Origin of the sequence: Streptomyces xanthophaeus (genome assembly GCF_030440515.1) — a bacterium.
Taxonomy (GTDB): Bacteria; Actinomycetota; Actinomycetes; order Streptomycetales; family Streptomycetaceae; genus Streptomyces; species Streptomyces kutzneri.
This window is the reverse complement of sequence record NZ_CP076543.1, coordinates 2,820,374-2,832,812: the sequence shown is the minus strand read 5'-3', so window position 1 is coordinate 2,832,812 and position 12,439 is coordinate 2,820,374. Positions and strand designations below refer to the sequence as shown.

Here is a 12,439-nt window from a genome sequence, read left to right as displayed (position 1 = left end):
ATGTTGCACGTGGTCACTCTACGCACATACCTCGAACGGCTGCAGGCCATCCACTCGACCGGGGAGGCGGTTCCGGAAACCTCGTATTACGGGCAGCTGGAAGCGCTCCTGAACGATGTCGGCAACAAGCTATCGCCAGCAGTCACCTGTGTCTTGACCACGAAGAACCGCGGAGCAGGGATCCCCGACGGTGGGCTCTTCGTTGCGCGCCAAGCGGTTTCCGAGGCCGGTGACACTGCGCTGTTTTCGCGAGCGCCAGAGCGCGGAGTCATGGAGGTTAAAGGGGCTGCGCAGGATGTTGTTCGAGTCGCACGATCCGGCCAGGTCAGGCGATACCTGGAACGCTACGGCAAGGTTCTAGTCTGCACCTACCGCGATTTTCTGGTCGTTGGCCTTGACTCGAATGGCGAGCCCCAGACGGGTGAACGTTTCACTCTGGCGTCAGACGAGGATTCGTTTTGGGCGCTTGACCCTAAAGAGGCTGAACAGGCAAGAGGGGCTAGCTTCGCCGACTACCTCAAGCGCGCGTTGCAGGGTGACGCGCCGCTGAGTGCCCCTGCCGACGTTGCTTGGTTCTTGGCCGCCTACGCCCGCACCGGACTGACTCGGGTCGAGGAGGTCGGCGACGTCGATGCCCTTGCAACCCTTCGCAGCGCCATGGAGGAAGCTCTCGGCTTGCGCTTTGAAGGCGAGGATGGGGACCACTTCTTTCGCTCGGCGCTCGTACAGACACTGTTCTACGGTGTCTTCGCTTCGTGGGCATTCTGGTCGGAGCGGCAGTCGGAGCAGAGTACTAACCGCTTCACCTGGCGTCAGGCTCAATGGACGCTTTCCGTCCCGATGGTTCGTGTGCTGTTTCAGCAGCTGGCCACGCCAACGAACCTGCCGGCGGGACTCGATGAGGTACTTGACTGGACGGACGAAGTTCTCTCGCGTGTGGACCGCAAGCTGTTCTTCCAGCGCTTCGAGGCAGCTGAGGCGGTTCAGTACTTCTACGAGCCGTTCCTTCAGGCCTACGATCCCGAGCTCCGTCGCGAGCTCGGCGTCTGGTATACGCCTCCTGAGGTCGTGCACTACATGGTCGACCGAGTCCACCAGGCTCTACAAACGCAGATGGGTCTTCCTCTCGGCCTTGCTGATCCGAGTGTCCACGTGCTGGATCCGTGTACCGGCACCGGCTCTTACCTGACAGCTGTCCTCGACAAGATCGTGACCACTCTGAGAGCCCAAGGCGACGACGGGCTTGTCGCTGCAGAGGTCAAGCAGGCAGCTCTGTCTCGCATCCACGGGTTCGAACTCTTGCCCGCGCCGTTCGTTATCGCGCATCTGAAGATCGGGATTGCGTTGCAGCGCCTGGGCGTTCCGCTCGACGCCAAGACCGGGGAGCGCGCCAGTGTGTACCTGACGAACGCTCTGACCGGGTGGGTTGAAAATGGCAATCATCCGACACTTCCGTTCCCCGAGTTCACGGCCGAACGCGAAGCAGCCCATGCGATAAAGCGTGATCAACGCATCTTGGTCGTCCTGGGTAATCCTCCTTATAACGGATTCGCTGGCGTCTCGGGAAACGAGGAAGGCGGTCTTGTTGAGCCCTATAAGGTTGGGCTGACCAAGAGATGGGACGTAACCAAGAATAAGCTAGATGACCTGTACGTTCGTTTCTTTCGAGTTGCCGAGCGGCGCATCGCTGAGCAAACCGGAAAGGGCATCATTTGCTTCGTAAGTAATTCATCTTGGCTCGGCGATCCATCATCCGTTGTCATGCGAGAACGACTGCTGGCCAAATTCGATGACATCACCATTGATCACCTGAATGGCGACAGTCGTGAAACCGGCAAGAAGACCCCCGATGGGGAACCTGACCCGTCCATCTTCAGTACGCGACTGAATCCAGCGGGCATTACGCGCGGCGTGGCCATCGGCATGCTTGTCCGCGCTACAGATCACGACGATGCTTCGGCAGTCGTCCGCTATCGCGATTTTTGGGGGCAAGACAAGCGGGAACAACTCACCGCTGTCACCAGCGATCCTGATGTCGGGCCACGTTATGAAACGCTCACTCCGGACCAATCCAACTGGTTTCGTCTCTTGCGCTGGACTCCGCGCCAGGGATACGCCGACTGGCCAGCTGTAAACGAGCTGTGCGCCGAGGATCCGATGCTCGGCCTGAACGAGAACCGTCAATTCGCCTTGATCGATAATGACCGGGAGGCCCTGGCCGCCCGTATGAGGACCTATCTGGACCCCAACGTCCCGCTATCGCAGATCGACCCAAGGCTGGCCAGCAAGTTTTCGCGCTTCGACCCTGAGAAGGTTCGGAAGCGCCTAATGGAACAGCGGCCGTTCGACGAGCAATGCATCCAGCGATTCCAGTTTCGACCGCTCGACATGCGCTACGCCTATGTCGAGACCGAAGCGAAACTGTGGAACGAATCACGCTCAACGCTAGTAGCTGCTGCAGAGACTGCGTCTCGGTTCCTACTCGTGCGCCGCCGCGCCCCTCGGGCGCTCGACGGTGCGGCAGTTCATCTGTCTGACTGCTTGGTGGATCAGAAGGTGCTGTTCACCGACGCATACGCCATTCCGTTCTGGCTTTCGGCCGGACCGGTAAAGGTCGACGACGGCCCTCCGGCACTATTTGATCTCGATGCCGAGAAGTCGGTTGTTGATTGGAGGCCGAATCTCTCAGATTGGGCGATGGGCTACCTGAAGCGGCTTGGTATCGATGACGCTGAGGAGAACAAGGACAGCGCGTCGCTTGTGTGGCTGCATGCGCTCGCAATCGGATTCTCTCCCCTCTATGTTGAGCAGAATGGGGAGGCAGTGCGTTCCGCCTGGCCCCGCATCCCATTCCCCAACACTAAGGAGAAGCTCTATGAATCGGCTGTCCTTGGGGAGCGAGTAGCGGCTTTGCTCAACCCGGACGCAGTAGTCGCTGCGACTCACCCTCGTGACTCGTACCTGCGTACGGTCGCCGCCATTGAGCGCACTGATGGCAACCCCCTGAATCCTGGCAATGGGGACCTGGCTGTCACCGCTGGGTGGGGCATCGTCCAGCCAGGCAAAGTTATGCCAGGCGCTGGCAAGTACGACCTTCGCGAACGAGCCGCCTCTGACACCGACGGGCTGACGAACGAGGAGCGGGACGTCCTTGGTGAGCAGGTGCTCGACATCTACCTCAATGATGACGTTCGATGGCGCGGGGTTCCTGGGGCAGCCTGGGATTTCAAGATCGGCGGCTTCCAAGTACTGCGCAAGTGGCTTAGCTACCGGGACAAGCGCGCCCTTGGTCGCGACCTAATCGCAGCGGAGGCCCGCACTTTCACCACGCTCGCGCGCAGACTGACCGCGCTTGCACTGCTCGGGCCAGAGCTTGATGCAAGCTACGTGGAGATCGTCGAGTCGGCGCACCCTGCCCGACCCGACGACGAAAGCTAGGCAACGTCGCCAGCAGCTCCGCGGCGGTGTGGAAGCACGACGCTAGATGCGTGGTGTGCGAGTTGTCCCAACGCCGTCGCGGTCTGCAGGCTCAAAGAGACAGGCTCTAGTTCCCGCACCCGAGGGCCCTGGACCCGTTACAGCGCTGCTGCTGCTTGTGTCAGCGTGCCGATGACCATGCCGCCCAGGGCGCTGCCGGCCGCAGAGCTTGCAGCGTCCGTGATGCCAGACAACAGGGCCCGCATCCGACCTGGTTCTGGAGTCTCGCTGTTCGCTTCGGCTTCGAGGTCGAGGCTCAGGCTAGTGACCGTTGCTTCCTGATCTGCATCCAAGTGCAGGTCAGGAAGGCTTTCACGGGCGAGGCTTGCAGCGTGCAGTAGCTGGGAAAGCACCGCCGGATCCATGCCGGACGAGTTTTGCTGACTGAAGTCCCGCTGGGTGCCGATGACCACGTTCTGGGATCCGTCAACCTTCACGTTGAACGTGGGTCCAGCACTCTGCTGTGGATTGAGGAAGTCGGTCATGCTCTTCCCGCTCTCTGTGAAGTCCACGCCCAGTGCCGTAAGGCGAAGGCGGATGATCTCACCACTGAGGACAGTGACGCCGTCGATCAGGCCGCGCTCTCTGAGGTAGGCCGACGCTCGGGTGATCTCGTCTACGGTGAACGGCTGCCCGAGGTAGTAGGAGTGAGCCGATTGCAGAAAGCCCCTACTAATGTCCGCGTGTCCATCAGCGGGATTATGGCCATACAGTCAGAGGATGATGCTCTTCCGGAGCGCTGCCGCTCTGGCTGGGAGGTCGGTTCGCAGCTGTCTGATTTGGTCAACGAGCTGGATACCGGAACTCGTGATGCTCACGTCCCCGGCGAACGTGAGCCGCTTGAGGAGTCCTTTACCCACCAGGACCGTTTCCACCAGAGTCAAGACTCAGGAGGTCGAGGTCATTCGTGACGCACGTCTCGAACCGACTCCACTACTCGGTGGGGAGAGTCCGACGTTCTACTGGAAAGAGGTCGACGTGTGGAATTTTGACCCAGCTGCCGAGTGGCTTTCTTACAGATGGTCCGGCGAGCCTGCCCCGTTCCTCGTCAGCCAGGGCAAGCCTCAGCAGCCGGTCTTCTTGTTTCAGGCCGACAAGTGGCGTTTCCAGCCTGGCCTGTACTCTGGATCGCTAAAGTTGAATAGGGCGGGTAGTCGTAGTCCTCTGATCAAGGAATTCTGCATTAACCTCTCAGGGAAAGCTGTTGACGAAATCCGTGACGGTGCGAGTCGGGGAGGCATCTATTTTTTCCGCAACGACCTGCCCAAGTTTGCCAATTCCAGCGATAATCCGGGTTGCTACAAAAGGGAGACGGATTAAGGTGCGGATCAAGGCGTGGGCCGGGTGACGGTTGTGGGGTGCATTTTGAGGATGGGGTTTGACTGACCGGTGGTACCGCGCCACGAAGGGGTAGGTATGGGGTGCAGGTTTCGGCGGCCGGGGTGAGGGGTGTGAGGCCGTAAGGCAGGCGGTGACGGTGGGGGCTCGTAGCAGCGGAAGGGGCTCCCGGTGGCGGCTGGCGACCTGGGGCTCTGAATCGACGGCAACGGCGGCAGCGATGCAGGCGAGGGGCGGGTGCACGCATCGCCCGTGGGCTCACGCGCCACTCACGCGAGAACAGTGAGAGGTAACGAGAAAGCCCCGGACTCAGTGGGACTGAGTTCGGGGCTTCATCTTTGGCACTTGCGCAGGTCAGCGAGCGATTTCGCTGGTCGAGCGGAAGTGCCCCCGGCAGGATTCGAACCTGCGCACACGGCTCCGGAGGCCGTTGCTCTATCCCCTGAGCTACGGGGGCGCGTCGTTGGTGTTGCGGCGACGGGTTGAACACTACCAGCTTCCGTGGGGTGATCAGGAACCGGTTTGCGGGGGAGGAGGGAGTGGTTCGCCCGCAGGGGGTGGAAGTGGCGAAAACCCGGACGCGGGGGCCCGGGCGGACCTACTCTCGAGTTGTGCCAGGCGTCTCGGGCCGGGTGCTTGTTGTCGACGACAACAAGGTCATCCGGCAGCTGATCAAGGTCAATCTCGAGCTGGAGGGCTTCGAGGTCGTGACCGCGAACGATGGTGCCGAGTGTCTGGACGTCGTACACCGGGTGTGTCCTGATGTGATCACCCTTGATGTGGTCATGCCACGACTGGACGGGTTCGGGGCGGCCGCGCAGCTGCGCGCCGATCCGCGGACCAGGGACGTGCCCGTCGCCATCGTCAGCGCCTGTACGCAGCAGGAAGTGGAGGCCGGGATCGTGGCCGGGGTGGACGCCTTCCTCGCCAAGCCGTTCGAGCCCACCGAGCTGGTAAGCGTCGTGCGCCGGCTGATCGAGTGCAAGGACCGGAGCGACGGGCGGAAAGGGGCGCCCGCCGGGAGGGGGAGGGGCGGTCCCCTCCAGTAGAGCGCCCTCCTCGCCGGTGCCGGTTGTCCAGCGCTCTGTTCACATGGCGAAACCCTTCGGCTGATGACGGTGCGTCTCCCCTAGGCTGGGTCCCGTGACCCCCGCCGACCTCTCCCGTTGCGTCGTGAGCGCCGTGCGCCGCGCCGTCGAGGACGGTGAGCTGGGCGGGGCGGTGCCCGCGCGGGTGGTGGTCGAGCGGACCCGGCCCGGTGGGGTGGGGGAGTACGCCACTCCCGTCGCCTTCCAGATCGCGAAGGCTGCCGGAGTGCGGCCGGCCGAGGTCGCCGACGTGCTCGCCCGCCGGCTGGGCGGTGTGGCCGGGATCGAACGTGTCGAGGTCACCGGGGCCGGATTCCTCAATTTCTCGCTGAGTACCCTTTCCGCCGCCCGGCTGGTGCGTGACGTGCGCCCCGTAGCGGTGATCGAGGTCCCGGACGCGCCGTCCCGGGAGCTGCGCGAGCGCCTCGTACGGGCCGCCGTCGCACGGAGCGAGGCCCTGCAGGGCGTCCGGCCCGGGCCGGAGCTCGCCGTCGCGCCCGTCGCCCGCCGCGACGGGGACGTGCTCGCGCGGTACGGGGCCGACGCCGTCGCCTGGGCCGTGCTGAGCACCCCCGCCCGCGAGACCCCCGAGTTCTGCGGCGCGCTGCTCGTACAAGGGGAGACGAACGAGCTCTTCCGGGTGCGGTACGCCCATGCCCGCGCCCACGCGCTCGTACGCAATGCCGAGCAGCTCGGGTTCCGCCCCGAAGCCGGTGACGACGTCGACGCGCCCGCCCTGCTGCGCGTCCTCGCCGACCACCCCCTCGTCCTCGAAGCCGCCGCGCACCACCGTGCGCCCGAGCGGCTCGCCCGCCACCTCGTCGAGCTGGCCGACGCGCTGCTCGACTTCCAGTACCGCGTCCTGCCCAAGGGCGACGAGAAACCCTCGGCCGCCCACCGTGCCCGGCTGGCTCTTGCCGAAGCCGCCGGGACGGTGCTGGCCGGCGGCCTGGCCCTGCTCGGCATAGACGCACCGACACGCTTGTGACCCGCGAAGAGAGATACCGATGAGCCGTTCCGCGCACCCCGCCGGGCCCCGTCACGCCGACGTCCTGCCCGAGGGGCACTACTCCCCGCCGCCCGCCGACCTGAACGCGCTCGACGAGAAGGTCTGGGCCCGGACCGTCGAGCGCACGGCTGACGGGGTCGTCGCCGTGGGCGGCATCGAAGTCACCAAGCTCGCCGAGGAGTTCGGGACCCCCGCCTACTTCCTCGACGAGGAGGACTTCCGGTCCCGGTGCCGGGCCTGGGCGCACGCCTTCGGTCCCGACGCCGACGTCTTCTACGCCGGCAAGGCGTTCCTCTCCAAGGCCGTCGTGAAGTGGCTGAAGGAGGAGGGGCTGAACGTCGACGTGTGTTCCGGCGGGGAGCTGACCACCGCGCTCGCCGCCGGGATGCCCGCCTCGCGGATCGCCTTCCACGGCAACAACAAGTCCGAGGGCGAGATCCGCCGGGCCGTCGAGGCCGGGGTCGGGCGCATCGTGCTCGACTCCTTCCAGGAGATCGCCCGCGTCGCGCACATCGCCCGTGAGCTGGGTGTACGCCAACCCGTCCAGATCCGCGTGACGGTCGGCGTCGAGGCGCACACCCACGAGTTCATCGCCACCGCGCACGAGGACCAGAAGTTCGGCATCGCGGTGGCCGACGGTTCCGCCGCCGAGGCCGTGCGCCGGGCGCTCGGGCACGACTCGCTGGAGCTGCTCGGCGTCCACTCCCACATCGGTTCGCAGATCTTCGACATGGCCGGCTTCGAGGTCTCCGCCAAGCGCGTCGTACGGCTGCTGGCCGCCGTACGGGACGAGCACGGGGTGGAGCTGCCCGAGATCGACCTCGGCGGCGGCCTCGGTATCGCGTACACCTCGAACGACGACCCGCGCGAGCCCCACGAGATCGCCAAGGCCCTGCACGAGATCGTGGCCCGGGAGTGCGAGAGCGCCGGACTGCGCGCCCCCCGGATCTCGGTCGAGCCCGGCCGCGCCATCGTCGGCCCGACCGCCTTCACGCTGTACGAGGTGGGGACGATCAAGCCGCTGGAAGGCCTGCGGACCTACGTGAGCGTCGACGGCGGGATGTCCGACAACATCCGCACCGCCCTGTACGACGCCGAGTACTCCATCTCCCTGGTCTCCCGGACCTCCGACGCCGAGCCCATGCTCGTACGCGTCGTCGGCAAGCACTGCGAGAGCGGCGACATCGTCGTGAAGGACGCGTTCCTGCCCGCCGACCTCGCGCCCGGCGACCTCCTGGCCGTCCCGGCGACCGGCGCGTACTGCCGCTCCATGGCCAGCAACTACAACCACGCTCTGCGCCCGCCCGTCGTCGCCGTGCGTGACGGACAGGCCCGAGTGATCGTCCGCCGGGAGACGGAGGAAGATCTCCTGCGTCTCGACCTCGGATGATGAAATAGGTGTCTCACTCAATGGACCGAGGATGGAAACTGCTGTCCATTGAGTGAGACTGGTTCCACCCGGCGGGCAAACCGCCCGCGGGGTACTGATGGAAGATCGAAAGGCGTAGGTCGAATGATGCGTACGCGTCCGCTGAAGGTGGCGCTGCTGGGCTGTGGAGTGGTCGGCTCAGAAGTGGCTCGCATCATGACGACGCACGCCGACGACCTCACGCAGAGGATCGGCGCGCCCGTCGAGCTCGCCGGCGTGGCCGTGCGCCGCCCCTCCAAGGTCCGCGAGGGCATCGACCCCGAGCTGGTCACCACCGATGCGACCGCCCTCCTCAAACGTGGTGACATCGACATCGCCATCGAGGTCATCGGCGGCATCGAGCCCGCCCGCACCCTCATCACCACCGCCTTCGAGCACGGCATCTCCGTGGTCTCCGCGAACAAGGCGCTGCTCGCCCAGGACGGGGCCGCGCTGCACGCCGCGGCGGAGCAGCACGGCCTCGACCTCTACTACGAGGCCGCCGTCGCCGGCGCCATCCCGCTGGTCCGCCCGATGCGCGAGTCGCTCGCGGGCGACAAGATCAACCGGGTGATGGGCATCGTCAACGGCACGACGAACTTCATCCTCGACAAGATGGACTCCACCGGCGCCGGTTACCAGGAGGCGCTCGACGAGGCCACGGCCCTCGGGTACGCCGAGGCGGACCCGACCGCCGACGTCGAGGGCTACGACGCCGCCGCCAAGGCCGCGATCCTGGCCGGGATCGCCTTCCACACCCGCGTCCGCCTGGACGACGTGTACCGCGAGGGCATGACCGAGGTCAGCGCGGCCGACTTCGCCTCCGCCAAGCGGATGGGCTGCACCATCAAGCTCCTCGCCATCCTGGAGCGCGCCGCCGACGGCGAGTCCGTCACCGCCCGCGTCCACCCGGCGATGATCCCGCTCACCCACCCGCTCGCCTCCGTCCGTGAGGCGTACAACGCGGTCTTCGTCGAGGCGGAGGCCGCCGGGCAGCTCATGTTCTACGGGCCCGGCGCGGGCGGCGCGCCCACCGCGTCCGCGGTCCTCGGCGACCTCGTCGCCGTCGCCCGCAACAAGCTCGCCGAGGCAACGGGGCCCGGCGAGTCGGCGTACACCCAGTTGCCGGTCAGCCCCATGGGGGACGTCGTCACCCGCTACCACATCAGCCTCGATGTGGCGGACAAGCCGGGCGTCCTCGCCCAGGTGGCGACCACCTTCGCGGAGCACGGCGTGTCGATCGACACCGTCCGCCAACAGGGCAAGGACGGCGAGGCCTCCCTCGTCGTCGTCACTCACCGCGCACCCGACGCCGCCCTCTCCGGGACCGTCGAGGCGCTGCGGAAGCTGGACACCGTCCGCGGTGTCGCCAGCATCATGCGTGTTGAAGGGGAGTAAGGACCCATGAGCAGCAATCGCACCCACCAGTGGCGCGGCATCATCGAGGAGTACCGGGACCGCCTGCCGGTGACGGACACGACTCCCGTGGTGACGCTCCGCGAGGGCGGCACTCCCCTCGTCCCCGCCCAGGTGCTCTCCGAGCGCACCGGCTGCGAGGTCCACCTGAAGGTCGAGGGGGCGAACCCCACCGGGTCCTTCAAGGACCGCGGCATGACCATGGCGATCACCAAGGCCAAGGAAGAGGGTGCGAAGGCGGTCATCTGCGCCTCCACCGGCAACACTTCCGCCTCCGCCGCCGCGTACGCGGTGCGCGCCGGGATGGTCTCCGCGGTGCTCGTGCCCCGCGGCAAGATCGCGCTCGGCAAGATGGGCCAGGCCCTGGTGCACGGAGCCAAGATCCTTCAGGTGGACGGCAACTTCGACGACTGCCTGAACCTGGCCCGTGCGCTCTCCGACAACTACCCGGTCGCGCTGGTCAATTCGGTCAACCCGGTGCGCATCGAGGGTCAGAAGACGGCTGCGTTCGAGATCGTCGACGCGCTCGGTGACGCGCCCGACATCCACGTGCTGCCGGTGGGCAACGCGGGCAACATCACCGCGTACTGGAAGGGCTTCAAGGAGTACAAGGCCGACGGCCTGTCCACCCGTACGCCCCGTGTGTGGGGTTTCCAGGCCTCCGGTTCCGCGCCCATCGTGCGGGGCGAGATCGTCAAGGAGCCGCACACCATCGCCACCGCGATCCGGATCGGCAACCCGGCCTCCTGGGACTACGCGCTGGCTGCGCGTGACGAGTCGGGCGGCTTCATCGACGAGGTGACGGACCGCCAGATCCTGGCCGCCTACCGGCTGTTGGCCGCGCAGGAGGGCGTCTTCGTCGAGCCCGCCTCGGCCGCCTCCGTGGCAGGTCTGCTCAAGGCCGCCGAGCTCGGCCTGGTCGACCCCGGTCAGAAGATCGTGTGCACCGTCACCGGCAACGGCCTGAAGGACCCCGACTGGGCGATCGCCGGCGCTCCGCAGCCGGTCACCGTTCCGGTGGACGCCGAAGCCGCCGCCGTGCGCCTCGGCCTGGTCTGACCGCAGCACCGCAGCACCGCAGCACCGCGGCGCCACCCCGCCGCCGCAGCAGTACCGCAGCACCGTGCGAGCCGGGTTCCGGAGGGCGCGTGAGGGCCCCCAGAGGCCTTCCCGAGACCCTTCGGAACCCGGCAACTCACCCCGTACGACAACAAAAATGCGGCTGAAGTCGGTCGAATTCGGTCGAAGTCCGCGACACGCATCGTGCGCCTCCTGTGCGCCCTATGTCGCGAGAGAACCTTCCTTCGATACGCTGTACCTACATCCGCCACCGCGCATATGACTGCGGTGCTGCCCCGAGGGCCTTCGGGTGTCGTACGTTCTCCAGTACATTCGCAGCGAGCCAGCGAAGAGCGAAGATCTCGCACAGTCACAAGGAGTGTCATCGGACGATGGCCGGTCCAGCGTTCCGCGCCGCCGCCGTACGGGTGCGCGTCCCCGCCAGCAGTGCCAACCTCGGCCCGGGCTTCGACGCCCTGGGCCTGGCCCTGGGGCTCTACGACGACGTAGTCGTCCGGGTGGCCGACTCCGGCCTGAACATCGACATCGCGGGCGAGGGCGCCGACACCCTCCCGCGGGACGAGAGCCACCTGCTCGTACGCTCCATGCGCACCGCCTTCGACCTGCTGGGCGGCCAGCCGCGCGGCCTGGAGGTCGTCTGCGCCAACCGCATCCCGCACGGCCGCGGCCTCGGTTCCTCCTCCGCCGCCATCTGCGCCGGAATCGTCGCCGCCCGCGCCGTGACCATAGGCGGCGAGGCCAAGCTCGACGACGCGGCGCTGCTGGAGCTCGCCACCGAGATCGAGGGCCACCCCGACAACGTCGCCGCCTGTCTGCTCGGCGGATTCACCCTCGCCTGGATGGACGGCGGCAGCGCCAAGGCGATCCGGATGGAGCCCGCCGAATCCATCGTTCCGGTGGTCTTCGTACCCTCCAGGCCGGTCCTCACCGAGACGGCGCGCGGCCTGCTGCCGCGCTCCGTCCCGCACGTGGACGCGGCCGTCAATGCGGGCCGCGCGGGCCTGCTCGTGGAAGCCCTGACCAGGCGTCCCGAGCTGCTCCTGCCGGCCACCGAAGACCGGCTCCACCAGGAGTACCGGTCCCCGGCGATGCCCGAGAGCGTGGCACTCGTCAACAGGCTGCGGGCGGACGGGATCCCCGCGGTCATCTCCGGCGCGGGCCCCACGGTCCTCGCGCTGGTCGACAACGGCGCGGCCGACAAGGTCGCGCAGCTCGCGGGCGACGGGTGGGCGGCCAACCGGCTCGCACTCGACGCCGCGGGCGCGAGCGTACTTCCGCTGGGCACCCAGGGCGGCTAGACCCGCTCACCCGGAGTGCACAGCCGGTCAGGGGCGGGCGGCCAGGGCAGGCCGCCCGCACGGAAGGGCGCGATTGCCGGTGATTGAGAGGGGGAATATCTATTGGATCCGGTAGTGTTAGTCTCAAGTGCGCATCGGAAGCCGTCATGGCTCGGTGCTCAGTGTCCCCATTCGGGACCACATTTCTTCCGGGAGCCTCCCCGACTGCTTTGATCACTTCCAGCAGTTTCGAGCACGCTCCGGAATCGGCGTGACATTCCCACGCTTTCAGCTCGGGGGCTTCTCGCCGGAACCAGCCATGCACGTTTCTTCCGCCGTATTTCTA

8 protein-coding genes and 1 tRNA gene are annotated in these 12,439 nt (G+C 66.4%); 7 read left to right on the top strand and 2 right to left on the bottom strand.

What is annotated here, in order from left to right; genetic code table 11:
* Positions 1-9: 9 nt before the first annotated feature.
* The gene (locus tag KO717_RS11985) at positions 10-3,438 is read left to right on the top strand and encodes a type ISP restriction/modification enzyme (RefSeq protein WP_301366453.1); all 3,429 of its coding nucleotides are present in this window, start codon (positions 10-12) and stop codon (positions 3,436-3,438) included.
* Between the two features lie 137 nt (positions 3,439-3,575).
* Here the strand turns inward: KO717_RS11985 and KO717_RS11980 are convergent, their stop codons facing one another.
* Both KO717_RS11980 and KO717_RS11975 read right to left on the bottom strand, forming a co-directional pair.
* The gene (locus tag KO717_RS11980) at positions 3,576-3,962 is read right to left on the bottom strand and encodes a hypothetical protein (protein WP_301366452.1); all 387 of its coding nucleotides are present in this window, start codon (positions 3,960-3,962) and stop codon (positions 3,576-3,578) included.
* 1,238 nt (positions 3,963-5,200) lie between these two features.
* Positions 5,201-5,272: transfer RNA gene (locus KO717_RS11975), tRNA-Arg, on the bottom strand.
* 106 nt (positions 5,273-5,378) lie between these two features.
* Here KO717_RS11975 and KO717_RS11970 point away from each other — a divergent pair.
* The 6 genes from KO717_RS11970 (at position 5,379) to thrB (ending at position 12,114) form a co-directional block, all read left to right on the top strand.
* The gene (locus tag KO717_RS11970; RefSeq protein WP_301374481.1) at positions 5,379-5,864 is read left to right on the top strand and encodes a response regulator; all 486 of its coding nucleotides are present in this window, start codon (positions 5,379-5,381) and stop codon (positions 5,862-5,864) included.
* A 94-nt stretch (positions 5,865-5,958) separates the two neighbouring features.
* Entirely contained in the window at positions 5,959-6,891 is a 933-nt protein-coding gene (gene nrtL, locus KO717_RS11965) for an ArgS-related anticodon-binding protein NrtL (protein WP_301366451.1), read from the top strand.
* A 19-nt stretch (positions 6,892-6,910) separates the two neighbouring features.
* Positions 6,911-8,302 carry a diaminopimelate decarboxylase gene (gene lysA, locus KO717_RS11960; RefSeq protein WP_301366450.1) on the top strand — a complete coding sequence of 464 codons (1,392 nt, stop codon included), beginning with the start codon at positions 6,911-6,913 and terminating at the stop codon, positions 8,300-8,302.
* Positions 8,303-8,428: 126 nt separating this feature from the next.
* Entirely contained in the window at positions 8,429-9,718 is a 1,290-nt protein-coding gene (locus tag KO717_RS11955; RefSeq protein ID WP_301374480.1) for a homoserine dehydrogenase, read from the top strand.
* Between the two features lie 6 nt (positions 9,719-9,724).
* Positions 9,725-10,795 carry a threonine synthase gene (gene thrC, locus KO717_RS11950; RefSeq protein WP_202199707.1) on the top strand — a complete coding sequence of 357 codons (1,071 nt, stop codon included), beginning with the start codon at positions 9,725-9,727 and terminating at the stop codon, positions 10,793-10,795.
* Between the two features lie 392 nt (positions 10,796-11,187).
* A complete protein-coding gene (gene thrB, locus KO717_RS11945) occupies positions 11,188-12,114 on the top strand; it encodes a homoserine kinase (protein WP_301366449.1) in 927 nt (308 codons plus the stop codon).
* Positions 12,115-12,439 lie beyond the last annotated feature (325 nt).

Coding starts and splice junctions, on each gene's coding strand:
- thrB (WP_301366449.1), top strand. CDS start 11,188: ATGGCCGGTCCAGCGTTCCGCGCCGCCGCCGTACGGGTGCGCGTCCCC.
- KO717_RS11980 (WP_301366452.1), bottom strand. CDS start 3,962: ATGACCGACTTCCTCAATCCACAGCAGAGTGCTGGACCCACGTTCAAC.
- thrC (WP_202199707.1), top strand. CDS start 9,725: ATGAGCAGCAATCGCACCCACCAGTGGCGCGGCATCATCGAGGAGTAC.
- lysA (WP_301366450.1), top strand. CDS start 6,911: ATGAGCCGTTCCGCGCACCCCGCCGGGCCCCGTCACGCCGACGTCCTG.
- KO717_RS11955 (WP_301374480.1), top strand. CDS start 8,429: ATGCGTACGCGTCCGCTGAAGGTGGCGCTGCTGGGCTGTGGAGTGGTC.